Genomic DNA, 26580 nt, shown 5'->3' with positions numbered 1-26580 from the left:
CAGCGTCGGGGCGCCAGGACCACGCGATTTCGCCGTCCATGACGGCCGTTCGTCCGCGCCAGCATACGCCCGCGCACGGCCCGCCACATCCACCGCATTCCCAATCCCACGCAACTGGACGATCCGGAAGCGCCCCTCGGCTGGACGAGAACATAAGAAGAACATAAACTGAGTTGCGTTGTTTGGCAAGGGATTGCTCGCAACGTCGGCGGCGAAGCGCCGAACGTAAATCGCTCATTTTTGGTAACGTATAGGCTACCAATGATCGAGGTTCAGGAGTATCTTGATGCGAACGGTAACAGCCCGTTTCGTCGCTGGTTTGACGCTCTCGATGCACGATCTGCTGCGATCGTGACTGTAGCGATCGGTCGTTTAGCGGACGGTAACACGTCGAACGTGAAGGCGATCAGCGAAGGCTTGGCCGAACTGCGTATCGATCGGGGACCGGGTTATCGCGTGTATTTCGGAAGGCGGGGCAGCACACTCGTGATCTTGGTCGGCGGCGGTACCAAAAGGCGACAACAAGACGATATACAAACTGCGCTCAGACGATGGCACGACTACAAAGCTCGCAGTTGACGGGAGCGAGACATGGCGTTGACGAGAGACTTCCGAGAAACGGTGCAAGCGCGCGCAGAGCGCGATCCAGCTTTTCGGGAAGCAATGTTCCAGGAGGCCGTGAGCGCTCTGCTGCGCGGAGAGGTCGACGAAGGGCGCGCAGGACTGCGTTCCTACATCAATGCAACGATTGGATTCGATGCGTTGAGCAAGGCGCTCGGCCGGCCGCCGAAAAGCCTGATGCGAATGTTTGGTCCTTCAGGCAATCCGACGGCCGAGAATTTGCTTGGCGTGATCAACGCGCTGCAGGCTGAGACGGGCTTACAGATTCAAGTGCGTGTAGCCGCTGCGGAGTAAGCGGGATTGCTCAATGAAGGACCCCTACGATTTCTCGAACGCCGAACGCGCCAAGGTTCTTTCGCAAGGGTGCGCGCATGATTCCCCCCCTGCATCTGGAGCCGGATGTGCTTGATCATCCGAATGGAGTCGCTCGTGCTCGGGGCTGGTCGTTGAGCGAACTCGTCAATACTCTCCTCAAGGAGGATATTGAGCGGATCGAGGCTGCGAAAGAGCCCTCAGGTCCATGTTGAAGCCAATCCGCTGGGTCACGATAGCCGCTTTGGCCGGGTCATCCTTCGGCCTGTTCGCATATTGTGCGACGCCTGATCTGGATCAAAAGCTGCGCCGTGACCTGGATGCGCTCGCTTCGGGCCGGAGCCTTGCGGAGACGCAGCTCATCGGCGGGGCCGATTGGGTGTGTATCGACCGTAGCGCCTTCCGTCGCGAATTCCTGGCGGAGTCTGTAAGGCTTGGCGGCGCCTTCACCCGGTCTCTTGAACGATGTGGGGTCGACAACAGCTGCTGCATCGACCGAAGCGATCTCGGAGGCGTTGTCGGCCTCGTCAAGGACGGTGAGATCCGTTGCGTCGAGACCGAGAGCTATGATCTCTACGTCAGGCCTGAGCAGGCGTTCTGTGTGAAGCCTGATAGACTCGCTGTCTCAAGGAAAGTGGCCGTCGATGGCGAGCATGTATTAGGACGTCCTTGGGTGGGGCGTGCCAGCAGAACGTCGTTTGACGTTGGTAGCAAGGTGGACGATCGGCAGCGATAGAGCGGTTGCGATCTCAGTACGAGCGAATACCCGCCGCTGCTCCAGATGTTGCTTTGTTCGTGCGGGTTGCGATCATCGTGAATGAATTGAGCTGATATCGCCGATCAGCAATATCCCGTCACACCGCACGCATATGGCAATCGGAACATGTAGTTCGTGGTGCCTTCGCCGCCGTAATACGGGCCCTGGTAGTCGTAGGAGAAGGCGCGGCCGTAATAGCCGGGGAGCTCCTGGCGGCCGAGCAGCAGCGGCGTCGAGGGCCACATCGGGGAGATCAGCGAGTCCTGGTCCTTGACGATGACCACGGGCGGAGCGGCCCTGACGGCGCGGCGGGCCTTGTAGTGGACGACCTTGTCGTGGATGCCAGGCAGGTCGGCGGCGAGCACGACGCCGTTTGCTGCGGTGGCCGCCAGCAGCATCATGATCACGAGGGTACGCATTCTGCTCTCCTGCCTTGTCACATCGGTCGCGTGCCGGATGTCGAGACCGGCGCCAGCGCGGCGACGTCAGACGCCGCGCGATTCCATGGACGGTAGAATGGGCCGTTTATGGTTAACGAAAACTTTCTCGCGAGCCGAGGCGGCTGCAATCGCCCGTAGAAGGACGGGCTTTTTCAGCTTCTGTTAAGATCTGCTGGTGCAAGTTTACGGCCGTCGGCGATTTTGAAGGCTGGCGGAACGAAGGGCTGTGGCCCCGCGTTCGCAATAGAATCTCTGCTGCATTTCATCAGAGTCTCAGACCAGAAGGTTTCGAGCATGTCGGTGATTCCGTTTTGCGCGTCGGCGCGCCAACATCTGAAATCACGGACAGGCTCATTCAATTCCGATCTTGCTGCACTCGATGAGGACGGCGCCTGTTTGCGGGCGTTGGCTGTGAGCCGGCTGATTGCGACGACGGCGTTGCCGCTGGCTGGCCAGGCGCATGCGCGGATGCTGCACCAGATGACGTGACATGATGAGTTAACGAGGGCGCGGTCCGAGAAGCCGGCAACGGCCAGACCGTGGGACGAAGGAGAGCGCGGAAGCCCAGGGGGCCGCCCGCGCTCTCTTTGTTTGTGGGCGATGGTGCAGGTGAGGCCATCCAGGCGAGCGTAAAGCAACTTTGAAGCACGCGCGGCGAATCTTGCTTTACTACGCCTCTCCCCGCGTGCGGCAGCTATCGCATTGAAGATCGTAGTTTTGTGCTCGTCTCTCGCAGCGTCTTCATGGCCGGGCTTGTCCCGGCCATCCACGTCGTCCGGCATGCTGAGACCGACGTGGATGCCCGGGACAAGCCGGGGCATGACGGCGTAACTCATAGACGGGATTGTCCGCCGGGACAGCTCGCGCTTACGCGCTCAGCGCCTGCTCGAGGTCGGCGATCAGATCTTCCTTGTCCTCGATGCCGACGGAGATGCGGACGATGTCGGGGCCGGCGCCGGCCTTGATCTTGGCGGCGTCGTCGAGCTGGCTGTGGGTCGTCGAGGCCGGGTGGATCACCAGCGAGCGGGTGTCGCCGACATTGGCGAGATGCGAGAACAGCTTCAAATTCGACACCAGCTTGACACCCGCGTCATAACCGCCCTTGAGCGAGAAGGTGAACACGGCACCCGCGCCCTTCGGCGAATATTTGCGGGCGAGCGCGTGGTATTTGTCCTCGGGCAGGCCCGCATAGCTCACCGAGGCGACCGCCGGATGCTTGCTGAGATATTCCGCGACCGCCTTGGCATTGTCGCTGTGCTTCTGCACGCGCAAGGGCAAGGTCTCGATGCCGGTGAGGATCAGGAACGCGTTGAACGGCGACAGCGCCGGACCCAAATCGCGCAGGCCGAGCACGCGGCAGGCGATGGCGAAGGCGAAATTGCCGAACGTCTCGTGGATGCGGATGCCGTGATATTCGGGACGCGGCTGCGTCAGCATCGGATATCTGTCGCCGCTGCCGGCCCAGTCGAACGTGCCGGCGTCGACGATGATGCCGCCGATCGAGTTGCCGTGGCCGCCTAAGAACTTGGTCAGCGAGTGCAGCACGATGTCGGCGCCGTGGTCGATCGGGCGGATCAGATAGGGCGAGGCCAGGGTGTTGTCGACGATCAACGGCACGCCGGCCTTGCGCGCGACCTGCGCAATCGCCTCGATGTCGGTGATGGTGCCGCCGGGATTGGCGATGGACTCGATGAAGATCGCCTTGGTGCGCGGGCTCACCGCGGCCTCGAAGCTCGCGATGTCATCGGTGTCGGCCCACACCACGTTCCAGCCAAAGCTCTTGAACGAATGCGTGAACTGGTTGATCGAGCCGCCATAGAGCTTTCGCGCGGCGATGAACTCGTCGCCGGGCGCCAGCAGCTGCTGCAACGCGACCACCTGCGCGGCATGGCCCGAGGCGACGGCGAGCGCGGCGGTGCCGCCCTCGAGCGCGGCGACGCGCTCCTCGAGCACGGCGTTGGTCGGGTTGCCGATGCGGGTATAGATGTTGCCGAACGCCTGCAGGCCGAACAGCGAGGCGGCGTGGTCGGCGTCATTGAAGACGAACGACGTGGTCTGGTAGATCGGCGTCGCCCGCGCGCCGGTGGTCGGGTCGGGCTGGGCGCCGGCGTGAATGGCGAGGGTGGCGAATCCGGGGGCACGTTCGGTCATGGTGTTTCCTCGTGGGCTTGATCCCTCGCGCGGCGGCGCCGGCCGGCACGGGGATCGATGATGGGAGACGGTGTCGATAGCGCGTCGTTGTGCGCCTCCGCGTCATCCCGGCGGAGGACATTTGCCAGTGGCCCGGATGCCGTCAAGGTGGGCGGCGATGTCAGAGCAGATTTGAAATGCGTTGCTGTGTCGCGCCATGGTCGCGACACGTTCCTTTCGCAGATGCGTCAGGTCGGATCGCTTCTGTCCTTCGCGGCGCGGTCGGCGGCCGCCGTCGTGCCGCCGCCGACGCTGGTGCGGTTGAGCGACAGCCGCATGCCTTGCGTCGGGATCGGCGCGCGCTTGGCGCTGATGGTGCGTGAGTTGACGCCCATCCAGGAGATCTCCGACGACAGCCGGCCATATTCGATCTTGGGGCAGCGGTTCATGACCACCTTCATGCCGGCGGCCTCGGCCTTTTCTGCCGCGGCATCGTCGCGCGCGCCGAGCTGCATCCAGATCACTTTCGGCAAAGGGGAGAGCTTCAGCGCCTCGTCGACGACGGGCATGATGTGCTGGGAGCTTCTGAAAATGTCGACCATGTCGAGCGGGCGGCCGATGTCGGCGAGCGAGGCGACGAACGGCCGGCCCATCAGGCTCTTGCCGACATGGCCCGGGTTGACCGGGATCATGTCGTAGCCGCGCTGCACCAGATATTTGAACGCGAAGAAGCTCGGCCGGATCTCGGACGGCGAGGCGCCGACCATCGCGATCACCTTCACGCCGTTGAGGATTCCGCGGATGTAGTCGTCGGGATAGGTGTCGTGATTCATGGGCGTGCGCTTCTGTTAGTTGCCGTTATTGCGAGGAGCTCTTGCGACGAAGCAATCCAGGGGCTCGGGTGGGACTCTGGATTGCGTCGCTTCGCTCGCAATGACGTGGAGAGAGCAGGGCTGGCGTCACTCATCCCGCCAGGTCGGTGTCCGCTTCTCGATGAAGGCGCCGATGCCTTCCTCCGCGTCGCGGGCGAGCATGTTCTCGGTCATCACCTCTGCCGCATAACGATAGGCGTCGGCAAGGTTCATCTCGGCCTGGCGGTAGAACGCCTCCTTGCCGAGCTTGATCGTATGCGCGGATTTGCGCGCGACTTGTTGTGCCAGCGCAATCGCCGTGTCGCGTTCCGTGCCCGGCGTCACTACACGGTTGATCAGGCCGATCTCGCGAGCGCGAAGCGCCGGAACCGGCTCGCCGGTCAGCAGCATCTCCATGGCCTGCTTGCGGCTGACATTGCGCGACAGCGCCACCATCGGCGTCGAGCAGAACAGGCCGATATCGACGCCGGGCGTGGCGAAGGAGGCGCGCTCGGAGGCGACCGCGAGATCGCAGCTTGCGACCAGCTGGCAGCCGGCGGCGGTGGCGATGCCCTGCACGGAGGCGACAACGGGCTTGGGCAGATGCACGATCGCCTGCATCATCGCGCTGCACGCGTTCATCAGCTGCGCGAAGAAGGCGCGGCCGCGGTCGGCGTCGGCGCGGCGCGCCGTGAGCTCTTTCAAATCATGGCCGGCGCAGAAAGCCGGGCCGCTGGCGGCGATCACCACGGCGCGCACCGCCTTGTCGGCGGCGATCTCGGCGAGCGCCCGATGCAGCTCGGCGATCAGTGCCTCGGACAGGCTGTTGCGCTGCGCGGGCCGATTCAAGGTCAGCACCGCGACGGAGCCGGCCATCTCGCGGAGGAGGATCGATGCGTCGGCAGCATGGGCGAGGGCAGGGGCGGACATTCCGATTTCCATATGGGCGTGTCGTTGCAGCTAATGTAACAGGTTGCCAACAACCAGAGCAGGGGGAGACATGACGGCCAAGATGACCATCGCGGAGCTGGAAGCGTTCCTGCACGCGGAATTCCCCCAGGCCTTCCGGACCGGCGGCGACATCGCGATCGAAAGCGCTGACGGCAAGAGTTGCGTGCTGCGGCAGCGCTTCAACGAGCGCATGCTGCGGCCCGGCGGAACCGTGTCCGGGCCGACCCTGATGGCATTGGCCGATTTCGCGATGTACGTCGTGCTGCTGTCGGCGATCGGCCCGGTCGGGCTCGCGGTGACGACGAATCTCAACATCAACTTCCTGCGCAAGGGCGCGGCCGGCGCCGACGTGCTGGCCGAGGCGCGGCTGCTCAAGCTCGGCAAGCGGCTGGCGGTCGGCGAAGTCACTCTGCTGTCAGGGGAATCGCCCGATCCGATCGCCCATGTCACGGCCACCTATTCCATTCCGAATGCGTGAGCTTTTCGAGGGTATTATTGCACCATATTTGCAAGTTACTGTTTTTGTTATGGTAATTTTGTCTCAGTGGCGTTGACGAATGCGGGGCGCTTCTCTAGAAGCAGCCCCAGTTCGGCGCGTCATCCGCGCCGCATTCTCCCTGTCACGGATATCTCTCATGAAAACCTTTTCGGCAAAGCCGGCCGAGGTCCAGAAGAAGTGGGTCGTGATCGACGCCAAGGGTCTGGTCGTCGGCCGTCTCGCCACGCTGGTCGCCATGCGGCTGCGCGGCAAGCACCTCCCGATCTACACCCCGCATGTCGATTGCGGCGACAACGTCATCATCGTCAACGCCAAGCATGCCGTGTTCACCGGCCGCAAGCGCGAGCAGAAGACGTATTACAAGCACACCGGCTTCGTCGGTCACGTCAAGGAGCGCACCGCGCGCCAGATCCTCGAGGGCCGCTTCCCGGAGCGCGTGCTCGAGAAGGCCGTCGAGCGTATGATCCCGCGCGGGCCGCTCGGCCGCGTGCAGATGGGCAATCTGCGTGTCTATGGCGGACCTGATCATCCGCACGAGGCGCAGAACCCCGAGAAGATCGACATCGCGAAGTTGAACCGCAAGAACACGAGGGCCGCATAAGATGGCCGAAAGCATCCAGTCTCTCGATCAGCTGTCGCAGCTCAAGGGCGCGGTCGCCGCTCCGGACGCTCCGAAGTATGAGAAGAAGGTCGACAAGTTCGGCCGCGCCTATGCCACCGGCAAGCGCAAGGACGCGGTCGCCCGCGTCTGGATCAAGCCGGGCTCCGGCAAGGTCACCGTCAACACCCGCGACATCGAAGTCTACTTCGCCCGTCCGGTGCTGCGCATGATGATCGAGCAGCCGATGGTCGTCGCCGCCCGCAAGGGCCAGTACGACGTGATCTGCACGGTCGCCGGCGGCGGTCTGTCCGGCCAGGCCGGCGCGGTCCGTCACGGCCTGTCGAAGGCGCTGACCAACTTCGAGCCGGAGCTGCGCAGCGTCCTCAAGAAGGGCGGCTTCCTGACCCGCGACTCGCGTGTCGTCGAGCGTAAGAAGTACGGCAAGGCCAAGGCCCGCCGCTCCTTCCAGTTCTCGAAGCGCTGATTTTGGCGATCCGGCTTTCGCCGGATTGGTCAGCCACCAATACGAACGGGCGCCCTCGCGGGCGCCCGTTTTGCTTCGTGTTTGCGGATCAGGCGCTGGCGCGGCGCGCGGTCAGCCACTGGTTCGGGGCCAGCGGCTTCGACACCACGCGGACCTCGCCGATGCTGCCGATGAAGCCGTCCGACGGCGCGCGGTCCCACCAGCCGCAGCCGAGCGCCCAGGGCTGGGACGCCGCGACGCTGGCGAGGCCGTTGCCGCCGATCACGCTGCGCACGACCGGCGCGCCCTCGATGTAGAGCACCGTCGAATTGTCCTTGGGATCATTGACGATGGCGAGGTGGTACCAGGTGTTGAGCATGATCTCGCCGGACCAGTCGGTCTGCGGCTGCGCGGTGGCGCTCGACGGCACGATCTCCCACTGCACTTCGCGCAGGTTCGAGATTGCAAACAGGATCGGCGGCGATTCCGGATCGCCCCCGGCATAGCCCGGCAGCCAGCCGCGGTTGCCGAAGCGGGTGAGGATGTTGCACCAGGCGTGATCGGCGGCTTTCCAGTTGGGATCGATCTTGATGAAGGCCTCGACGGTGTAGCCCTGGGGGAAGGTCGCCGCGTTGATCGGCGCATTGGCCGCGGTGGTGAACCAGCTGAAGCGGCCGGCACCCGCGTGCGTGGTGTTGAGGAACTGCACGCTGCCCGCGGCCGACGACAGGCGATGCTTGTCGGCGGTGAAGACGACGTCAGCCACCTGGGCGCTACCCGTGAGCGAAGCGCGCTGCATCGGATTGCCCGAGGTCAGGTCCGGCAGCGCGGTGCCGGCGGCGACGGCCTTGCCGATCGCAGACGACGCGATGCGCCAATGCGCCACCGTCTCGGCGATCAGCGGATAATCCTGCTCGTTGGCCGGCGGCACCACCACCGGCTCGGGCTGCTCGGTGTAGTTGGCGTAGAGGTCCTGCTTCACCCGCGGCAGGATCGGCGTGCCGGCGAAGGCCGGCAGATGGCAGAAATGGGTGAAGCGCGAGAAGCGGCGCTGGAAGTCGATGTCGATGGTGAATTCGTGGTTCTCCTCGGTCAGCCACGCACGGTCGAACTGCTTGAGGCTGTCCTTGGGCTTCTCGACCACCCAGGGCGAGAACGAGGCGACGTCGATCTTGTTCTTGGTGAAGTCGAACTCGTACAGCCGCATCAGGCCGTTGCCGCCCTGATAGGCCATCTGATAGTCGACGACCATCTCGTGGACGGGATTGTGGAAGTCGTTGAACTTCACGAGATGCGCGCCACCATGATAGTGGCCGTTGAGCGTCATGAAGATCTGGTCGTTGCTGCGGATGAGCTTGTCCCAGAGATACTGGCCGTAGGCGACCTCGAGCGGGCTGACGCCGTCATTGGCGATGTTGAGCAGCTGGTGATTGGCGAGGATCACCGGCAGCATCGGATAGCGCGCGATCATGCTGCGCGCCCAGGCGATGGCATCGTCCGAGGCGCGCCAGGACAGCGACAGCACCATGAAGCTGACGCCGCAAGCGTGGAACACATGCGCCTCGTGCCAGCCGCTCGGATGCCGTTCCAGGAAGGTCTGCTGCTTGGCAGCGCGGCTGGTCGGGAACCAGGACAGATACGGCTCGGATGAGCCGCGCTGCGCGTCAGTGCCCGAGCTCTGGCTCGCCGCGGTCTCGAACTCCAGCGCCTGCAGCACGTCGTGATTGCCGGCGAGCACCGAGTAGGGCCGCCCGGCGTTCTCCAGGAGCTTCATCGCGGCGTCGGCGACCGCCCATTGCTGCGGATGCTTGACCTGGTCAACGACGTCGCCGAGATGGATCGTGAACGGGATGTGATATTTCGCGGCGTTGTCGACGATGAACTGCGTCTGCGCCGGATAGGGCGTGCTGCCATATTGGCGCTGATAGGCCTGGCCTTCCTCCGACGTCGCATAGCGCGAATAGAACTGCGTGTCCGGCAGCACCGCGAGCGCGAAGCTGGTGGTGACGTGGTGATGGTGATGATGCATGCGCCAATGCCAGTGCGCCTGCGCCTGGCCCGGCAGCATGCCGGCGCCGAGGCCGAGCGCCGAGACGCCCATCGCGTTGCGCAGCAGCGTGCGGCGATCGACGCGCCCAGCCGGATGATCTGCGGTTGATTTCTTGTCGTTTGTATCGTCGTCGAAAGACATTCTCGTCCCCTCGTCAGGCCGCTGTGCCCCTGTCGCGCCGTGTTAGGGAGAGATGATCTCAAATTTGAGAAAGTTTCTTATCGTTTCGATGAGTGTCGGCCGGCGGATGTGAAATGGTTCATATCGCAGGCGTTCGTTCGCAACTAATAATGAAAGACCATGGGTGGCGCGCAATTACAGCGAGCGCGGGGCCGCGGGCGTGCGATCGTTTTTGAATCCTGTTTGCTGCATTTTTGCGCAGCAATTTATGGGCGAGTTGTGCCGAGCTTTTCGAGAAAACTTGGCATCCCAGGCAAACCTCTTTCGAACAGACCTCCGGTTAGGTTGGTCGCGATAAGGCCGCGGTAACCCTGAGCTCCCGCGCTGCCGCAACAACCGAGGTGACGGATGGCACTCGACAGCATGACGCTCGACATCGTAGCGACTATGGTCGCGGCGCTGCTTGGCGCCATGTTGCTGTATTTCGGACGGCAGGAGAACACGCCGGCGCTGCGCTGGTGGGGCGCGGCCTATATCCTCGGTGCGGTCGCGATCGCGCTGTGGACTTTGGTCGCCGACAGCTATGGCGAGGTGGTCTCGCTGTTCCTGAGCTCGATCGGCCTGATCGCCACCGCCATGGTCTGGAATGCCGCGCGCGTGTTCCACGGCAAGTCCCCCAGCATTCCCGGTCTCGCGCTCGGCGCGATCGTCTGGATCGCGAGCGGCATGCTGCTCGATCCCGCCGCGCAAGCGCTGCGGCTGACGATTGGCGCAGCGATCGTCGTGATCTATGCAACGCTGACGGCGGCCGAGCTCTGGCAGGAGCGGCGGCGGACCTTGCATCGGCGGTGGCCGGCGCTGATCGTTCCCGCAATGCACGGCTTCGTCCTGATGCTGCCGATCCTGCTCGGCAACATGCTGCGCGACGCCGACGGCGCGTTTGCCGCCGCCTGGGTGACGATCTTCTCGATCGAGCTCGTGCTCTATGCGGTCGGCACCGTGTTCGTGATCTTCATGCTGGTCTCCGAGCGCATCGTCTCCGCGCACAAGCGCGCGGCGACCATCGACCCGCTGACCGGCCTGCTCAACCGCCGCGGCTTTGCCGATGCCTGCGCGCAGCTCATCGAGCGCGAGGCGCGCGAGGCGAGGTCGGTGAGCGTGCTGATCTTCGACATCGATCATTTCAAGTCGATCAACGACCGCTTCGGCCATGCTGAAGGCGATGAGGTCCTGAAGATCTTTGCCGATGTCGTGGTCAACAAGCTTCGGCTGACGGATGTGTCGGGGCGGATCGGCGGCGAGGAATTCGCCGCGCTGCTGCCGTGCTCGATCGAAGAGGCGATGGTTGCTGCCGAGCGCGTGCGCGAAGCCTTCGCGGCCGCAGGCGTCGTCTGCGAGGAGAAGCCGGTCGACACCACCGTCAGCATCGGCGTTGCCGGCGGGCCGGCCGGCACCGAGCTCGACGTGCTGCTCGCCGCCGCCGACACCGCGCTCTACAAGGCGAAGCACGCGGGCCGCAACCGCGTCGAGGCCTCGGCCGAGCTGCCGCTGTCGCTGGAGCGCTATCGCCGGCAACGCGCGGCCGCGGCCATCGGTCTCAAGCCGCCGCAGCCGGAGCAGGCGGTGATCTCGAGCTGAGACTTGCCGCGCGACGCGGCTTTCTCTCGCGGCGCATCTCGGCTAGACACGGTCTCCAAGCAGACAACAGGGGAGGCCGACCGTCCATGATCACCGAAATCGCCCAGATCGACGTCAAGCCCGGCACCGAGAAGGATTTCGAGGCCGCTGTCGCCAAGGCGCGCGCTGCCTTCGGCCGCTCCAAGGGCTTTCACGGCTTCGAGCTGCACAAGTCGATCGAGAAGCCGCAGCGCTACCGCCTGATGGTCAAGTGGGAGACGCTCGAGAACCACACGGTGGACTTCCGCGGCTCGGAGAACTTCGCCGAATGGCGCGGCCTGGTCGGGCAGTATTTCGCCGCGCCTCCGGATGTCGAGCACACCGAGACGGTGCTGAATTCGGCCGGCTGAACAGCGCGAGCCGCGATCATGACGCATGACGATCTGGTCGCGGCCTACACCGCGCCGGGGCGGCACTACCACGATCTCAGCCATATCGAGGAGTGTCTGGCGCGGCTCGCGTCGGTCGCGGACCTCAGCGCTGCGGATCGCGAGATCCTGACCCAGGCGATCTGGTGGCACGACGTCGTCTACGACCCCACGCGCTCTGACAATGAGGAGCAGAGCGCCTTGCTCGCGGAGCAGCACGTCGCGGCTGACATGCGGGACGAGGTCGGCCGCCTCATCCGCCTGACGCGGACGCATGACGTTCCCGCCGGCGACCGCCGCGGCGCGCTGCTGGTCTCGATCGATCTCGCGGTTCTCGGCGCTGATGACGCCACCTACGACGCCTATGCCCGCGCGATCCGTCGCGAATATGCCCATGTGCCTGATGACGCCTACCGCGCCGGGCGTGCCGCCGTGCTGGAACGGTTTGCAAGCCGGCCGGTGATCTATCCCGATCCCGCCTTCGCCGCCGCGCTCGATGCGAAGGCGCGGGCCAATTTGGCGCGCGAGCTGAAGCAGCTCCGATCCTAGCAGGAATGCAGTCCGCGCAGCACGTATGTGCCGATAGCGCTTGTGTTTTGCCGCCGCGCGACATGCAATGAAATGACATGCGCGCCGGCCTGGCGCGCGCCTCATTTTTCGGAACTCCATTCATGCCGATCATCAACCGCGCCGCCGAGCTGGCGGAGGACGCCACGGTCTGGCGTCGTGATTTCCACGAACATCCCGAGTTGCAGTACGAGGTGCATCGGACGGCGGCGCGGGTCGCCGAGCTGTTGGCCTCATTCGGTGTCGACGAGGTCGTCACCGGCATCGGCCGCACCGGCGTTGTCGGCGTGATCCGCGGACGCCAGCCGTCGGAGCGCGTGATCGGCCTGCGCGCCGACATGGACGCGCTGCCGCTGCAGGAAACGCGGGACATCCCGCACAAATCCAAGATCCCGGGCCGGATGCATGCTTGCGGCCATGACGGCCACACCGCGATGCTGCTCGGCGCCGCCCGCTATCTCGCCGAGACCCGCAACTTCGCCGGCACCGCGGTCGTGATCTTCCAGCCGGCCGAGGAGGGCGGGGCCGGCGGCCGCGCCATGGTCGAGGACGGGCTGATGGAGCGCTTCGGCATCAAGGAAGTCTACGGCCTGCACAACGCGCCGGGGCTGCCGCTCGGACATGTCTCGACGCGCCCCGGCGCCGTCATGGCCGCCGCCGACACTTTCGAGGTCCGCCTCAAGGGCCTCGGCGGCCACGCGGCGCGGCCGAACAAATGCGTCGATCCGATCATCGCCGGCGCACAGATCGTGACCGCCTTGCAGTCGATCGTGGCGCGCAATGTCGATCCGGTCGAGAGCGCGGTGCTGTCGATCACGCGCTTCCACGCCGGCACCTCGGCCGACAACATCATTCCGCAGACGGCAGTCATCGGTGGCACCGTGCGCACACTCGACGAGGAGGTCCGCCGTCTGATGGACGAGCGCTTCAAGAGCGTGGTGACGGGGCTCGCCAACGGCATGGGTGTCGAGGTCGAGATCGACTATGAATGGGGCTATCCGGTCGTGGTCAACCACGCCGAGCAGACGGCGTTCGCCGCCGACGTCGCGCGCAGCGTCGTCGGGCCGGACCAGGTCAAAACGGACATGCCGCCCCGGCTCGGCGGCGAGGATTTTGCCTATATGCTGCAGGCGCGCCCCGGCGCCTTCGTGTTCATGGGCATCGGCGAAGGCGCCGGCGTGCACCACCCCGAATACGACTTCAACGACGAGGTGATCCCGCATGGGATCAGCTATTGGGCCAAGCTCGTGGAGACGGCGATGCCGGCCGGCTGAGCGCAGCCCGCTCAGATCGCGGCCGCGGCATCCTCGGTGCGGCGGTCGCTCTTGAAATAGTCGATCATGACCTTGGCGATCGCCATCAGCGGCAGCGCCAGGGTCAGGCCCCAGACGCCGAACACGATGCCGAGCAGGATCTGGAACGCGAACAGCGTGGCCGGAGGAATATCCAGCGCCTGACGCTGGATCAGCGGCGTCAACACGTAGCTCTCCATCGCGTGCACGCCGAGGAACAGCACGAAGGCGGAGACCGCCGCGACCCAGCCCGAGGCAAGGCTCGCCAGCACGACGATGACGCCCGCGATGATCGCGCCCACCGTCGGGATGAAGGCGAGCAGGCCGGCCTGGATGCCGAGGATGAACGAGCTCTGCACGCCGATGATCGCGAGCCCGATCCAGGTGACCAGGAATACCGCGAACATGGTGGTGATCTGCGCGATCAGCCAGCGCTCCAGCGTATAGCTGATGCGGTCGATGATCACAGTGGCCTGGTCGCGGTACTTGGCCGGTGCCAGGAACAGCAATCCGCTGCGGTAGACCGAAGGCTGCGCAGCGAAGGCCAGCCCCAAGAAGAGCACGATGAAGAAGTTGCCGACGGCGCTCACGGTCCCCAGCAGCAGCTTGAAGGTCTGGCTGACGATGGCGCCGCCGGAGGAGGCGAGCGCGCTCGGCGAGGGCAGGCCGCCCGGCAGGCCATGCGACGATGACTGCGTCGGGGTGGTCGTGCCGCCATCGGGCGCTGCGGTCGCCGTGTTGGCGCTGTTGAACTCGAAGAAGCTGGTGTCGATGCCGTTGCGGTCGAGGAAGCCCTTGATGTTGCCGAGCTGCGACTTGATCGTGTCGCTCAGCACCTTGGCCTGGTCCGCGATGGTGGTGCCGCCGAGGAAGACAATGCCGACGAGCAGGGCCGCGAGCGTCAGGCAGACGATGGCGAGCCGCAGCGGATGCGGCCAGGGCAGCACACGGCCGAGCAGGGTGGTCATGGCGTTGAGGGCCACGCCGAGCAGCATGCCGGAGAACAGCAGGAACAGCGCCGCAGCGTAGTACCAGCTGAAGGCCAGCGCCGCCGTGAACAGGATGACCCCGATGCCGCCCACCGTAATGGCCCAGGCCAGATCGCTGCGGGCCTGGAGGCGGGGGTCGGCGGGGGCGGTCATGCGGCGTCCTCTGTGCTGATCGGCCCGCACACATTGGCGAAAACGGCTTGCGGATCAAGCGCGGGCTTGCGGAATGGTTTCGCGGCGGAACGTCGTTTGAGTGTCCGGAAACGGCATTGGGGACCCGCGCGGTCATCTGTTGATCCGTCTTTACGACACAGGCATGATTTGTGCCTATCGTGGGAGCGAAACGGAAACGAGGGCCATGAAGCGTCCGGTCGTCGGCGTGATCGGCAACAGCCATCGCGTCGAGAACAGGTTCACCGTTCAGATGGTGGGCGAGCGTAATCTGAGCGCCGTGGCCGAGGTCGCGGGCGCGCTGCCGCTGATGTTTGCCGGCGTCCCCGAGATCACCGACATCGCCGCGCTGCTCGACGTCGTCGATGGCGTGGTGCTGACCGGCGCCCGCGCCAACGTGCACCCGACGCGCTTCAACACCGAGCCGAGCCTCAAGCACGAGCCCTATGACGTCCACCGCGACGAGGTCGCGCTGCAACTCACGGAGGCCTGCGTCGCCCGGGGCATTCCGCTGTTCGGCATCTGCCGCGGCCTGCAGGAGATGAACGTCGCCTTCGGCGGCTCGCTGCATCCGGAGATCCGCGAGATTCCGGGCCGTATGAACCATCGCATGCCCCGGCTGGAGAACGGCGAGATCCATCCTGACCCGACCGTCATCTTCGCCGATCGCCACGAGGTCAGGCTGACGCCGGGCGGCGCCTTCGCCGGCATCCTCGGCTGCGACAGCATCAAGGTGAACTCGCTGCACGGCCAGGGCATCCTCGAGCCCGGCGATCGCGTGGTCATCGAGGGCATCGCCGAGGACGGCACCATCGAGGCCATCCGCATCGCCGACGCGCCGAGCTTTGCGCTCGGCGTGCAATGGCACGCCGAGTACGACCCGCAGAAGAACCCGATCAACCGCAAGCTGTTCGAGGCGTTCGGGGAGGCGGTGCGGAGGCGGCGGCTGTGACAGGCGACGCTGCGGGAGGGCCAGATAATCCGCTCGATATTGATTTGGCTATCCCAATCTGGGATCATTCATCGTGAGGATCATCAAGCAGTCGACATTGGTCCGGTTTGCCGACCAGAACCCCAAAGCTGGTCCCTCTGTCCTCAGATGGCTCAAGCTGGTGAAAGCTGCGAAATGGGGATCGATGAACGACGTCCAGGCCGCCGTTCCTGGCGCGGTTGTGCTGAACGGCGAGCGAGCAAGGTTCGAGATCGCCGGAGGGAGCTTCAGGCTGATTGCGGCTTTTTCGTTTAGTCACCAGATCGTATTCATTAAGTTTATCGGCACGCATGCCGAATACGACAAGGTCGATGCGCTCACGGTCGCGAGATACTGAGGAGTCCGGCTCATGGAAATTCGTCCGATCCGCAACGAGGCAGACTACGACGCAGCAGTCGCAGAGATCGAGAGACTGTGGGGAGCTGCACCCGGCAGTGATGACGGAGACAAGCTCGATATCCTGGCCACGCTCGTCGAGCGATACGAGAACGAACGCTGGCCGATCGATCTTTCCGGGGTCGATCCCGTCGATGTCTTGAGCTACCTCATTGAAGAAGGTGGGCATACCCAGGCTGAGCTCGGCGAATTGCTCGGCTCGAATGCGCGCGCTTCGGAAGTCCTGGCCCGGCAGAGAGCCCTGACCGTCGAGATGATTCACAGGCTGCACACCGAGTGGAAAGTGCCGGCTGAGTTGTTGATTGCGCCATATCGTCTGAAGGCTGCTTGACGGTTCATTGGGGGGCGGATCGGTGCAGTCATCTGTCATTCTTGAGGGGCCGGGCAAAGGCGCTCTGATTTGTATGCTGTCGTTTGCCGCCGGTTTGCTCGTTGCCGTTCCGGCCCTGGCCCAGACGGCTCCGCCCAGCGAGGGGCCGATCACCTGTACGGAGCCCGTTGCTTCGACTGACACCGCGAAAAGCATTCAGCAGCGTTATGGCGGCGAGGCGGTCGTGCAGGATCTGCCTGGGGCCGAGGGCGAGACGTATAAGGGCTTGGTCCTGTTCCCGCGGGCTACGGACCGGCGCATCGAGATCTCGTTTATCGAGGACAAGAGGGCGACGGTCTCCGGGCTGACCCTTCGTGATACGGCCAAGACCAGCCGCTGGAACGTCGCCGGGATTTCGATCGGCGCAAGCCTCGCCGCGGTCCAGAAGGCCAACGGCAAGCCGTTCGTCGTCGCGGGCTTCGGTTGGGACTATGGCGGCTACGTCACCGACTTCAAGAACGGCGCACTCGGGCGCACGCTGCCGGGCGGCTGCTCGATCACGATCCGCTTCGGGACCAGCAAGGACACGCCGCGTTCGCTCTCGGGCGATGGCGTGAAGGTGTCGTCCGACAATCCGGCTTTGGTGAAGCTCGCGCCTGTGGTGACCGAGATCGGCGTCAATTTCGCCGCGAAGTAGTGGCTGCATGGCTGGCCAGAGTGGGAAGCGCATGCGCCGAACGATCTTGTTGTTGATGTGTCTCGCAGAACCGTCCTCGGCACAAACCGTGCCGCCTGCTGAGGGGGCGATCAGCTGTACCTTCCCTGTGTCCGTCGGCGATTCCGCAAGGAGCCTGCTGCTACGCTATGGCCAGGATGCAGTGATCGACAAGGAGCTGTCCACTGGGATGGAAGACATCACCTATGAGGGCGTCGCGCTGCAGCCACGATCGCCGGAGTGGCGCATCGAGATTGGCTTTGCCGACGAGACCATGCAGCGGGTTTCGCGGCTGACCTTGATCGACGCCAAGACGAGCCATTGGAATGTCTCCGGCGTGACGCTCGGTTCGACGCTGGCCGAGGTACAAAAGATCAACGGCCGGCCATTTCTGATGCGCGAGTTCTTCACTGACGGTGGCGGCTTTGTCGTGGACTGGAAGGGCGGTGCGCTGGACCGTCCTCTGCCGGGCGGCTGCGGAATCTCAGTTCGATTTGGCAAGGGCAGGGACGAGAACGGGGTTCCCCAGGGAGACCGCATTTCGTCCGGCAACTTGCGAGCGCGCAAATGGGCGCCGGTCGTCGAGCAGATCGTCGTGCATTATCCCGACAAGTAGCGCGGCCGTGCTAACGGTCGGGCCTCATGCAGCCAAGCGTCTCGAGAGCCCGTGACCTCTCGCCACCGGACAGTTCGCCCCGGCAAACAAAAAGGCGCCCCGCGAGGGGCGCCTTCGTGATCCGCCGATCGTGTCGGGCTTAGCCCGAGTAGTACATGTCGAACTCGACCGGGTGCGGGGTCATCTCGAAGCGCTCGACCTCGGTCATCTTCAGCGCGATGTAGCTGTCGATGAAGTCGTCGTCGAACACGCCGCCGGCCTTCAGGAAGGCGCGGTCCTTGTCGAGGTTCTCGAGCGCCTCGCGGAGCGAGCCGCAGACGGTCGGGATCTGCTTCAGCTCTTCCTTCGGCAGGTCGTAGAGGTCCTTGTCCATCGCCGGGCCCGGATCGAGCTTGTTCTTCACGCCGTCGAGGCCGGCCATCAGCATCGCGGCGAAGCCGAGATAGGGGTTGGCGAGCGGATCGGGGAAGCGGACCTCGACGCGCTTGGCCTTCGGCGAGGAGGTGTAGGGGATGCGGCACGAGGCCGAGCGGTTGCGCGCGGAGTAGGCGAGCAGCACCGGCGCCTCATAGCCCGGGACCAGACGCTTGTAGGAGTTGGTCGACGGGTTGGTGAAGGCGTTGATGGCCTTGGCGTGCTTGATGATGCCGGCGATGTAGGACAGGCAGGTCTCCGACAGGTCGGAGTACTTGTTGCCCGCGAACACCGGCTTGCCGTCCTTCCAGATCGACTGGTGGACGTGCATGCCTGAGCCGTTGTCGCCATAAACAGGCTTTGGCATGAAGGTGGCGGTCTTGCCGTAGATATGCGCAACCTGGTGGATGCAGTACTTGTAGATCTGCATCTGGTCGGCCATCAGGGTCAGCGTGTCGAACTTCATGCCGAGCTCGTGCTGGGCGGACGCGACCTCGTGATGGTGCTTCTCGACCTTGACGCCCATGCGCGCCATCGCGCCGAGCATCTCCGAGCGCATGTCCTGCACCGAGTCCTGCGGCGGCACCGGGAAGTAGCCGGCCTTGGTGCGGATGCGGTGGCCGAGATTGCCGCCCTCATATTCCGTATCGGAGTTGGTCGGCAGCTCCGAGGAGTCCAGGCGGAAGCCGGTGTTGTAGGGCGAGGAGCTGTAACGGACGTCGTCGAACACGAAGAACTCGGCTTCGGGGCCGACGAACACGGTATCACCCACGCCCATCGACTTCACCATCGCCTCGGCCTTCTTGGCGATGCCGCGGGGGTCACGGTTGTAGGGCTCGCCGGTGGTCGGCTCGAGCACGTCGCAGGTGATGATCATGGTGGTTTCGGCGAAGAACGGATCGATCGTCGCGGTCACCGGGTCGGGCATCAGGCACATGTCGGATTCGTTGATCGCCTTCCAGCCGGCGATCGAGGAGCCGTCGAACATCGTGCCTTCGGCGAAAATGTCCTCGTCGATCATGCTGACGTCGAAGGTGACGTGCTGCCACTTGCCCCGCGGGTCGGTGAAGCGGAGGTCGACGTATTTGACGTCGTTGTCTTTGATTGCCTTCAAGACGTCCTTGGCGGTCTTCATGAATACCCCTCTTGGCTGAAACGTCACGGCCCGGCGCGGGACGGCGTCCGCGGGTCATGCTCCATTAGCCTCGCCGGGGGACCAAGACAATATCCGAAAACGCCAAAAAGGCCGCATGCAGATGCCTCTTAGAGGACATCTCAGCTGCCTGAGCGCTGCTGGCGCAGCAGATGTTCTCGGCGGAGGGCCTGGAGCGATATGGCCGTTCCAGGCCGCCCGCTGTGGGCGCAAGCCCCGCCTAGATTGCGTCCAACCCCGATTCTCCCGTCCTGATGCGGATGGCTTCCTCGATGTTGGACACGAAAATCTTGCCGTCGCCGATGCGGCCGGTCTGGGCGGCGCGGCGGATCGCCTCGATGGCGCGCTCGACTAGCTCGTCGCCGATCACGATCTCGATCTTCACCTTCGGCAGGAAGTCGACGATGTATTCGGCACCGCGATACAACTCGGCATGGCCCTTCTGGCGGCCGAAGCCCTTGGCCTCGGTGACGGTGATGCCCTGGAGCCCGACTTCCTGAAGTGCCTCCTTCACCTCGTCCAGCTTGAACGGCTTGATGATGGCTTCGATTTTCTTCACTGAGCGCCTCCCGGGCATTCCGCATTAAGAAACAGTTGGGTCATCGTCAGGCTGCGCCAGCGCGCAGGTCGTTCGATCACTTCGTTACCGGGCCTGACACTCCCCGGCGGAGGCCCGGTGATTGACAGCCCGTCTTGCCCCGTGCCGAAGTGGCTCCACAAAAGCAGGGTCTATGCCAAGTCGTTAACGAGGCCAAATCGAGCGGATATCCGGGTCTTTCGCATCGGCCCGACGATTCCCCATGGGAGTGCCCAGAATACCGAAGCTCGCCAATTAGGCAAACAGGCCAGAAGTTGTGCAGATGGTGGTGCGGCGTCCGCACGCCAAGGGACACGCTAAGGGAAATGCCCAGCGAAAAGGCGGGATTGAGCGCAGCCGGGGGCCACGGCAGGTCTACGCTCTTGGAACTTGCTGCTCGGCACGGCAATAGGAAGGCAGAGATTCGGCGGGGGTGGCCGGCTTTGGGGAAGCCGGCGTGTTGCGATTGCTGTCGAGCGGCCGGCAGAGGACGGCTGCAGGGGATGTAAGAGTTGCAATGGAAGTCTTGACCACGAGCGAAATGGAGCGCGCCGACCGGCTGACCATCGCGGCCGGCACGCCCGGATTCTCGCTGATGCTGAGCGCCGGCCAGGCGGTCGCCGCCGCCGCCATGGACCTCGTCGAGGAGGGACCGATCCTGGTCGTCTGCGGTCCCGGCAATAATGGCGGCGACGGCTTCGTCGCGGCCGCCGAGCTGGCCGCGCAGGGCCGCGACGTTTCGGTTGTCCTGATGTGCGAGCGCGATGCCCTGCAAGGCGATGCGGCCTCCGCCGCGAAGGGCTGGAAGTTTCCGGTGCTGCCATTCACGCCGCAGGCGATCGGCAAGCCCGCGCTGATCATCGATGCGCTGTTCGGCGCCGGGCTGAGCCGGCCGGTCACCGGCGAGCCGCACGAGGTCATCGCGGCGATCAATGCCAATGGCGCGCCGGTGCTCGCGGTCGATCTGCCGAGCGGCATCAACGGGACGACCAGCGCGGTCATGGGCATCGCCGTCAGGGCGACCGAGACGGTGACCTTCTTCCGCAAGAAGCCCGCGCATCTGTTGCTGCCCGGGCGCCAGCATTGCGGCCGCGTCCGGCTCGCCGATATCGGCATCGATCCGCAGGTGCTCGACGAGATCAAGCCGCAGGCGTTCGAGAACGAGCCGGAGCTGTGGCACGGGGGCTTTCCCGTACCCCGCATCGATGGACACAAATATGCGCGCGGGCACGTGCTCGCGGTGTCCGGCGATGTCACCGCGACTGGCGCGTCGCGCATGGCCGCGCGGGCTGCGCTGCGGGCTGGCGCAGGCCTCGTCACCCTGGCCTCGCCGCGCGACGCGCTGGCGGTCAATGCCGCGGCGCTGACGGCGGTGATGGTACGCGCCGCCGACACCGCGATCGAGTTCGGCGAACTGCTCGGCGACAAGCGCTACAACACCTGCATCATCGGCCCGGGCACGGGGGTCGGCGAGCGCACGCGCGATCTCGTCTTCACTGCGCTGACCGCGCAGCGCCATCTGGTGCTGGACGCGGACGCGCTGACGAGCTTCGCCGATGCGCCGGAGCGGCTGTTCGAACCGATCAGGGCGATGGCCGAGGCGCAGATCGTGCTGACGCCGCATGAAGGCGAATTCCCGCGCCTGTTTTCGGATCTCAGCAACAAGACTCCCGGCCGCTCCAAGCTCGAGCGGGTGCGCGCCGCGGCCGCGCGCTGTGGCGCCGTCGTGCTGCTGAAGGGCGCCGACACCACCATCGCATCTCCGGATGGCCGCGCCGCCATCGCCGCCAACGCGCCGCCCTGGCTGGCCACTGCCGGTGCCGGCGACGTGCTCGCCGGCATCATTGCAGGGCTCCTGGCGCAGGGCGTGCCGGCGTTCGAGGCCGCCTGCATCGGCGTCTGGATGCATGGCGAGGCGGGCTCGGAAGCGGGGCCGGGCCTGATCGCGGAAGACCTGACGGAGACGCTGCCGGCGGTCTTCCGGCGGCTGTATGACCGGTTCGGGATCGAATACTGAGGATCGCCTGGTCAAGCCGGGCGATGACAGTTGTGTTTGTGGTGGCGTCAGCGCGCCTCGCTCACGTCACCTGATGCTTCGCCACTGCGCTCTCGTTCCACGCGAGACCGAGGCCTGGACCTTTCACCGCGACCTTGCCGTCGATCACCTGCAGCGGATGGGTGAGGATGGCTCCGGCGAAATCCAGCACTTCGAGGAAGTGCGCGGTCGGCGTCACCGGCAGCACATGCGCGCTGGCTTCGGGAAGGATGTGGCTCGACATCGGGATCGACGCGGCGTCGGCTTGGCCTGCGACATTGAGCCAGCCGGTGATGCCGCCGACCTTCATCAGGTCGGGCATGATGAAGTCGCTCGCGCCGGCCGCGATCGCCTCGGCGAAGCCGCGCGGAAACCACCAGTTCTCGCCGGCCTGGATCGGGATCTCCGAGCGCTCGCGCACTGCGGCGTGGCCCGAGAGATTCTCCTGCGGCACCGGCTCCTCGACCCAGGTCAGGTCGTAATCTGCAAGAACCGCGATTCTCCGCGTCGCCTCAGCGGGATCGAGCGACTGGTTGAAGTCGAGCATCAGCGCGATGTCCGGGCCGAGCAGAGCGCGCAGGCCCTTGATCATCGCCTCGTCGGTGGGGAGGTCGCCATGGCCGCCCTTGGTCTTGATGGCCCGGAAGCCATGCTCGTCGCAGGCGGTGCGCAGAGTGCGCTCGTCTGCCTTGGCGTCGAGCACGCCGTAGCTGTCATAGGCGGGAATGGGACGGGCGCTGCCGCCGAGCAGCTCGACCACGGGCTTGTTGGCCAATTGGCCGAGCGCGTCCCAGAACGCCATGTCGAGACCCGAAACGGCCATGCCCACCAGGCCCTGCCAGCCGAGCAGGCGGAACTTTGCGTCCATCACCTTCATCAGGTCGACCGGCGCCAGCGCCTTGCCTCGGAGATCGCGGCCGATGTCCTCGACCAGATGCACGAGCGGCTTCAACGCCAGCCGGGTGTAAGCGAACAGATAGGAATGGCCGGTAACCCCCTGATCCGTCGTGACGTCGATCAGCACCAGCGGTCCGGCGTCGATGATGCCGAAGGCGTTGCGCAGCGGGCGCTTCATCGGGGTGACGACGGCGCGCGCGGTGACGCCGGTGATGGCGGCTGTGGTCATGGGGAGTTCTCCCTGGTTCGTTTCCTCACCCGATCTCATACCACCTGATAAGCCGCGGCGCCGCCCAGTCGGTGCCCATGCGCTCGATCAGGAAGCGACCAGCGGTCTCGGCCAGGAAGGCGATGCGCTGGGTCTGGCCGGCCTCCAATGCGAGCGTGTCGAGCCAATACGGCTTCCAGCCGTCGTCGAGCCGGTCGAGCAGGCGGAACGGCTGCCCCTGGAGGTGGACGACCGTCGGGCCCGCGGCCTTGTTGGCCAGCGCCAGCACCACGACGCGGCGGGACTTGGCCTGGAAGGCGGGGGCGCTGCCGGGATTGAACTGGGTGGGCGGACGCCAGTCGGCGCCGTCGAGCGCGAGCTCGGCACGAATGGCGCTGCGCAGGTCGAGCTTGTCCGGCAAACCATTTGCGGGCAGGGGCGACGGAGGCGGCAGCGGGGCGGCACGCTGCGCCGGCTCGCTCGACAGCGCGAGGCGGGCGAGGGGGCGTGTCGCCGTGCCGTCGTGCAGCAGCACTGGTAGCGGTGCTTTCGCCGCGGGCATGTCGATGACCACGTCGGTACGGCCACCCGGCGGCAGCACGACCGCGCCGTTGCGGGCCAGGAACGGCTCCGCCGGCTGGCCATCGATCGCCATCACCCTGACGCTGTCGATCTCGGCGATTTTGATCGCGATCACAGCGCGCTGGCAGCCATTGATGAAGCGCAGCCTGACCCGCGACTCGGCGCGCAGCGCGATCTCGGGCTGGATTCGCCCGTTCAAGGTGTAGAGCAGCTCGGAGTCCCCGGGGTCCGTGCCCGGCGCGATCGCCGTGCCGTCCGGCTTGAGGCGGAAGTCCTCAACCAGAAAAATCTCATCGCGGTCAAAGGTTACCGCCGCGCCTTCATCGACGATAAGAGGCAGTGGCCGGATCGGTGCGGCGGCACCATCGGCGAGCAGCCGCAGGTCGAGCAGTCCGGTTCCCGGCCGCGGCGCCGTCGCAGCCACCATGGCGCGGCCGCCCGCCGCGATGGGCGGTTGGGCGAGCAGCGGCGCCGGCAACGCCAAGCCTCGCCCCGAGACGGCTGCCGGTATCTTAAGACCGTTGGCTAGGGAGAGATCGAGCGCGGCACCGCGGACCAGCCGGAGCACCGGCGAGCCGCCGGTCAGCTGCCACATCCGCGCCGGCGGCCGGCCCTCGGACAAAGCCAGAGATTCGGCCCTCGCCTCCAGCGCGACGGACGTGCGTTCGGCGGCGATGGCGAAACGCGGAACCGCGGTCGCGCAGGCTGCGGCAAAGCCGCCGAGCACGGTGCGGCGACTGAGCCCATCCACAGGCTGCGTCATGCGACAAAACATTGTGCGTTGAGGGGGATGCGGATCATCTCGTTTTCCCTTATCTGTGCCGCGAGCTTGGCCGATTGGCCGGCCGCGGGCGCTCTTTCGGGCCCATTTTTTTGCTGCGGACGGTTTCACGCGTGGTATAAGCCGCGCCGCCCGCGGCATCGCGGCCGGGCTATCGATGCAGTTCACGCGGGCGTGGCGGAACTGGTAGACGCGCTGGATTTAGGTTCCAGTGACGAAAGTTGTGGGGGTTCGAGTCCCTCCGCCCGCACCAAGCGCTTCCTCAGGCGTTTGCCGAAAGTTTCACGGCGCAGCCGCGCTCCTGGTCTCGGGAGAGCGGCGGCACCGATCCCACCGGCGCAAGGCTCGTTGGCCGCGCGTCGTCCACAATTGAATCAGGTGTGTCCGGATCGCAAGGGTCCGGACCGTAGCGGAAGAAGATTGACGCCATGCAGGTCACAGAAACCTTGTCGGAAGGCTTGAAGCACGAGTTCCAGATCAGCGTTCCCGCTGCCGATCTCGACGCCAAGGCGGATGCGAAGCTGGTCGATCTCAAGGACAAGGTCCGCATCAACGGCTTCCGTCCCGGCAAGGTGCCGGTGGCGCATCTGAAGAAGATCTACGGCAAGTCGGTCATGGCCGAGACCATCGACCAGACCATCCGCGACACCAACACGCAGATCTTCACCGAGCGTGGCTTCCGTCTCGCCACCGAGCCGAAGGTGACGATGCCGACCGAAGAGGCCGAGGTCGAGAAGATCCTCGCCGGCCAGACCGACCTGACCTACACCGTGGCGATCGAAGTGGTGCCGGCGATCACGCTGGCCGACTTCAGAACCTTCTCGGTCGAGAAGCCGGTCGCCGACATCACTGATGCCGATGTCGATGAGGCGATCAAGCGCCTGGCCGATGCCAACCGCAGCTATGCCGCGAAGGCCGAGGGCGCGAAGGCCGAGAGCGGCGACCGCGTGAAGGTCAACTTCAAGGGCACGATCGACGGCGTCGCCTTCGACGGCGGCACCGGCGAGGGCATCGATGTCGTGATCGGCTCGAACACCTTCATCCCGGGCTTCGAGGATCAGCTGATCGGCATCGGCGTCGGCGAGACCCGCACGCTGAAGGTCACGTTCCCCACCAACTATCTCAACAACGAGCTGGCCGGAAAGGCCGCGGAGTTCGAGACCACCGCGACCGCGATCGAGGCGCCGGAAGAGAAGGTCGTCGACGACGAGTTCGCCAAGACGCTTGGCCTGGAATCGCTCGACAAGCTGAAGGAGCTGATGCGCGACCGGCTCGCCGGCGAGTTCAGCCAGGCGACCCGCCAGCGCGTCAAGCGCGCGCTGCTCGACCGCCTCGACGAGACCCACAAGTTCGATGCGCCGCCGTCGCTGATCGACGAGGAGTTCAACCTGATGTGGAACTCGGTTCAGGCCGAGATGAAGTCGAGCGGCAAGACCTTCGCCGACGAGAACACCACCGAGGACAAGGCGAAGGAAGAATACCGCACCATCGCCGACCGCCGCGTGCGCCTCGGCCTCGTGCTGTCGGAGATCGGCGAGAAGAACAAGATCACCGTGACCGACGACGAGGTCAGCCGCGCCGTGATCGAGCGCGCGCGCTCGATGCCCGGCCGCGAGAAGGAGGTCTGGGACTTCTATCGCAGCAACCCGCAGGCGCTCGCGCAGCTGCGCGCGCCGATCTACGAGGACAAGGTCGTCGACTTCATCCTCGAGCTCGCCAACGTGACCGAGAAGAAGGTCTCGAAGGACGAGCTGTTCAAGGACGACGAGAACGACAAGGCGGCCTGATCAGGCCACCTCTGGGGCGGGTTTACGGCATCAGCGCATGATTAAGGTTGACCGGCGAAAGCGCCGGTCGGCCCGGTTCCGGTGCTGGCCGCCGCCGCGGGAATCAGCTTGAACAGGGCAACGACCTCGCTTGCGGTTGGCCGGTTACCGGTCTTGTCACCGGGAAATTGGTCCATATCTGTGGGCTCGGTCTTGAAGTTCTGCATCACGGGGCCATCGTCCGTCGCTGCTCGCTGAACGAGCCTCACCTGCGGCGGCC

29 protein-coding genes and 1 tRNA gene are annotated in these 26580 nt (G+C 65.1%); 19 read left to right on the top strand and 11 right to left on the bottom strand.

Features of this window, described 5'->3' with window-relative positions:
- Positions 1-264 precede the first annotated feature (264 nt).
- The 3 genes from ACVILH_RS27140 to ACVILH_RS27130 all read left to right on the top strand — a co-directional run bounded on the left by ACVILH_RS27140 (position 265) and on the right by ACVILH_RS27130 (position 1669).
- A complete protein-coding gene (locus ACVILH_RS27140) occupies positions 265-579 on the top strand; it encodes a type II toxin-antitoxin system RelE/ParE family toxin (protein ID WP_456717085.1) in 315 nt (104 codons plus the stop codon).
- A gap of 12 nt (positions 580-591) precedes the next feature.
- Complete coding sequence (locus ACVILH_RS27135; RefSeq protein WP_456715619.1) at positions 592-915, top strand: transcriptional regulator; 324 nt, start codon at positions 592-594, stop codon at positions 913-915.
- Positions 916-1141: 226 nt separating this feature from the next.
- Positions 1142-1669 (top strand): hypothetical protein, encoded by a 528-nt coding sequence (locus ACVILH_RS27130; RefSeq protein WP_456715618.1) that lies wholly within the window; start codon positions 1142-1144, stop codon positions 1667-1669.
- Between the two features lie 104 nt (positions 1670-1773).
- Here ACVILH_RS27130 and ACVILH_RS27125 read toward each other — a convergent pair whose 3' ends face one another.
- Positions 1774-2109 (bottom strand): hypothetical protein, encoded by a 336-nt coding sequence (locus ACVILH_RS27125; RefSeq protein WP_456715617.1) that lies wholly within the window; start codon positions 2107-2109, stop codon positions 1774-1776.
- Positions 2110-2424: 315 nt separating this feature from the next.
- Here ACVILH_RS27125 and ACVILH_RS27120 point away from each other — a divergent pair, with 315 nt between their 5' ends.
- Positions 2425-2619 carry a hypothetical protein gene (locus ACVILH_RS27120; protein WP_456715616.1) on the top strand — a complete coding sequence of 65 codons (195 nt, stop codon included), beginning with the start codon at positions 2425-2427 and terminating at the stop codon, positions 2617-2619.
- Between the two features lie 378 nt (positions 2620-2997).
- Here the strand turns inward: ACVILH_RS27120 and ACVILH_RS27115 are convergent, their stop codons facing one another.
- The 3 genes from ACVILH_RS27115 to ACVILH_RS27105 form a co-directional block, all read right to left on the bottom strand.
- On the bottom strand, positions 2998-4281 hold the full coding sequence (locus ACVILH_RS27115) for an O-acetylhomoserine aminocarboxypropyltransferase (RefSeq protein WP_456715615.1): 1284 nt from the start codon (positions 4279-4281) through the stop codon (positions 2998-3000).
- Between the two features lie 227 nt (positions 4282-4508).
- The gene (locus ACVILH_RS27110) at positions 4509-5093 is read right to left on the bottom strand and encodes a CoA-binding protein (protein ID WP_284418683.1); all 585 of its coding nucleotides are present in this window, start codon (positions 5091-5093) and stop codon (positions 4509-4511) included.
- Between the two features lie 126 nt (positions 5094-5219).
- Positions 5220-6041 (bottom strand): enoyl-CoA hydratase, encoded by an 822-nt coding sequence (locus tag ACVILH_RS27105; RefSeq protein WP_456715614.1) that lies wholly within the window; start codon positions 6039-6041, stop codon positions 5220-5222.
- A 70-nt stretch (positions 6042-6111) separates the two neighbouring features.
- Between ACVILH_RS27105 and ACVILH_RS27100 the strand changes: the two genes are divergently transcribed.
- The 3 genes from ACVILH_RS27100 to rpsI all read left to right on the top strand — a co-directional run bounded on the left by ACVILH_RS27100 (position 6112) and on the right by rpsI (position 7646).
- Positions 6112-6540, top strand: coding sequence for a PaaI family thioesterase (locus tag ACVILH_RS27100; protein WP_456715613.1), 429 nt, complete (start codon positions 6112-6114; stop codon positions 6538-6540).
- Positions 6541-6697: 157 nt separating this feature from the next.
- On the top strand, positions 6698-7162 hold the full coding sequence (gene rplM / locus ACVILH_RS27095; RefSeq protein WP_008966110.1) for a 50S ribosomal protein L13: 465 nt from the start codon (positions 6698-6700) through the stop codon (positions 7160-7162).
- Between the two features lies 1 nt (position 7163).
- Positions 7164-7646 carry a 30S ribosomal protein S9 gene (rpsI, locus tag ACVILH_RS27090; RefSeq protein ID WP_456715612.1) on the top strand — a complete coding sequence of 161 codons (483 nt, stop codon included), beginning with the start codon at positions 7164-7166 and terminating at the stop codon, positions 7644-7646.
- A gap of 88 nt (positions 7647-7734) precedes the next feature.
- On the opposite strand, the gene ACVILH_RS27085 is transcribed toward rpsI, so the two are convergent.
- On the bottom strand, positions 7735-9816 hold the full coding sequence (locus tag ACVILH_RS27085; RefSeq protein WP_456715611.1) for a LamG-like jellyroll fold domain-containing protein: 2082 nt from the start codon (positions 9814-9816) through the stop codon (positions 7735-7737).
- 387 nt (positions 9817-10203) lie between these two features.
- On the opposite strand from ACVILH_RS27085, the gene ACVILH_RS27080 reads away from it, so the two are divergent.
- The 4 genes from ACVILH_RS27080 to ACVILH_RS27065 all read left to right on the top strand — a co-directional run bounded on the left by ACVILH_RS27080 (position 10204) and on the right by ACVILH_RS27065 (position 13681).
- Positions 10204-11433 carry a diguanylate cyclase gene (locus ACVILH_RS27080; protein WP_456715610.1) on the top strand — a complete coding sequence of 410 codons (1230 nt, stop codon included), beginning with the start codon at positions 10204-10206 and terminating at the stop codon, positions 11431-11433.
- Positions 11434-11519: 86 nt separating this feature from the next.
- Positions 11520-11822: an antibiotic biosynthesis monooxygenase family protein gene (locus tag ACVILH_RS27075; RefSeq protein WP_456715609.1), complete on the top strand. Its 303-nt coding sequence runs from the start codon at positions 11520-11522 to the stop codon at positions 11820-11822.
- An 18-nt stretch (positions 11823-11840) separates the two neighbouring features.
- Complete coding sequence (locus ACVILH_RS27070; RefSeq protein ID WP_456715608.1) at positions 11841-12389, top strand: HD domain-containing protein; 549 nt, start codon at positions 11841-11843, stop codon at positions 12387-12389.
- A gap of 122 nt (positions 12390-12511) precedes the next feature.
- On the top strand, positions 12512-13681 hold the full coding sequence (locus ACVILH_RS27065; RefSeq protein ID WP_456715607.1) for a M20 aminoacylase family protein: 1170 nt from the start codon (positions 12512-12514) through the stop codon (positions 13679-13681).
- A gap of 11 nt (positions 13682-13692) precedes the next feature.
- Here ACVILH_RS27065 and ACVILH_RS27060 read toward each other — a convergent pair whose 3' ends face one another.
- Positions 13693-14841 (bottom strand): AI-2E family transporter, encoded by a 1149-nt coding sequence (locus ACVILH_RS27060; RefSeq protein WP_456715606.1) that lies wholly within the window; start codon positions 14839-14841, stop codon positions 13693-13695.
- Positions 14842-15046: 205 nt separating this feature from the next.
- Between ACVILH_RS27060 and ACVILH_RS27055 the strand changes: the two genes are divergently transcribed.
- The 5 genes from ACVILH_RS27055 (at position 15047) to ACVILH_RS27035 (ending at position 17887) form a co-directional block, all read left to right on the top strand.
- Positions 15047-15811, top strand: a complete 765-nt coding sequence (locus ACVILH_RS27055; protein WP_456715605.1) for a gamma-glutamyl-gamma-aminobutyrate hydrolase family protein — start codon at positions 15047-15049, stop codon at positions 15809-15811.
- Positions 15812-15884: 73 nt separating this feature from the next.
- On the top strand, positions 15885-16187 hold the full coding sequence (locus tag ACVILH_RS27050; protein ID WP_456715604.1) for a type II toxin-antitoxin system HigB family toxin: 303 nt from the start codon (positions 15885-15887) through the stop codon (positions 16185-16187).
- Positions 16188-16199: 12 nt separating this feature from the next.
- Complete coding sequence (locus tag ACVILH_RS27045) at positions 16200-16577, top strand: helix-turn-helix domain-containing protein (protein ID WP_456715603.1); 378 nt, start codon at positions 16200-16202, stop codon at positions 16575-16577.
- A 73-nt stretch (positions 16578-16650) separates the two neighbouring features.
- Positions 16651-17253 (top strand): hypothetical protein, encoded by a 603-nt coding sequence (locus tag ACVILH_RS27040; protein ID WP_456715602.1) that lies wholly within the window; start codon positions 16651-16653, stop codon positions 17251-17253.
- 31 nt (positions 17254-17284) lie between these two features.
- The gene (locus ACVILH_RS27035; RefSeq protein WP_456715601.1) at positions 17285-17887 is read left to right on the top strand and encodes a hypothetical protein; all 603 of its coding nucleotides are present in this window, start codon (positions 17285-17287) and stop codon (positions 17885-17887) included.
- A gap of 139 nt (positions 17888-18026) precedes the next feature.
- Here ACVILH_RS27035 and glnA read toward each other — a convergent pair whose 3' ends face one another.
- Positions 18027-19436, bottom strand: a complete 1410-nt coding sequence (glnA, locus tag ACVILH_RS27030) for a type I glutamate--ammonia ligase (protein WP_006611030.1) — start codon at positions 19434-19436, stop codon at positions 18027-18029.
- A 238-nt stretch (positions 19437-19674) separates the two neighbouring features.
- Positions 19675-20013, bottom strand: coding sequence for a P-II family nitrogen regulator (locus ACVILH_RS27025; RefSeq protein WP_006611029.1), 339 nt, complete (start codon positions 20011-20013; stop codon positions 19675-19677).
- Between the two features lie 535 nt (positions 20014-20548).
- Between ACVILH_RS27025 and ACVILH_RS27020 the strand changes: the two genes are divergently transcribed.
- The gene (locus tag ACVILH_RS27020; RefSeq protein ID WP_456715600.1) at positions 20549-22048 is read left to right on the top strand and encodes an NAD(P)H-hydrate dehydratase; all 1500 of its coding nucleotides are present in this window, start codon (positions 20549-20551) and stop codon (positions 22046-22048) included.
- A gap of 61 nt (positions 22049-22109) precedes the next feature.
- Here ACVILH_RS27020 and ACVILH_RS27015 read toward each other — a convergent pair whose 3' ends face one another.
- Both ACVILH_RS27015 and ACVILH_RS27010 read right to left on the bottom strand, forming a co-directional pair.
- On the bottom strand, positions 22110-23192 hold the full coding sequence (locus tag ACVILH_RS27015) for an enolase C-terminal domain-like protein (RefSeq protein ID WP_456715599.1): 1083 nt from the start codon (positions 23190-23192) through the stop codon (positions 22110-22112).
- Positions 23193-23217: 25 nt separating this feature from the next.
- Entirely contained in the window at positions 23218-24528 is a 1311-nt protein-coding gene (locus ACVILH_RS27010) for a multicopper oxidase domain-containing protein (RefSeq protein ID WP_456715598.1), read from the bottom strand.
- A 174-nt stretch (positions 24529-24702) separates the two neighbouring features.
- Between ACVILH_RS27010 and ACVILH_RS27005 the strand changes: the two genes are divergently transcribed.
- Together ACVILH_RS27005 and tig are read left to right on the top strand one after the other, a co-directional pair.
- Positions 24703-24787 (top strand) — tRNA-Leu (locus ACVILH_RS27005).
- Positions 24788-24962: 175 nt separating this feature from the next.
- Complete coding sequence (gene tig / locus ACVILH_RS27000; protein ID WP_456715597.1) at positions 24963-26321, top strand: trigger factor; 1359 nt, start codon at positions 24963-24965, stop codon at positions 26319-26321.
- Positions 26322-26362: 41 nt separating this feature from the next.
- Here the strand turns inward: tig and ACVILH_RS26995 are convergent, their stop codons facing one another.
- Positions 26363-26527, bottom strand: coding sequence for a hypothetical protein (locus ACVILH_RS26995; RefSeq protein ID WP_456715596.1), 165 nt, complete (start codon positions 26525-26527; stop codon positions 26363-26365).
- Positions 26528-26580 lie beyond the last annotated feature (53 nt).

The organism is Bradyrhizobium sp. USDA 4353 (assembly GCF_054063215.1).
Note: the sequence above shows the minus strand (reverse complement) of the source record. Positions and strands in the feature narration are given on the sequence as shown.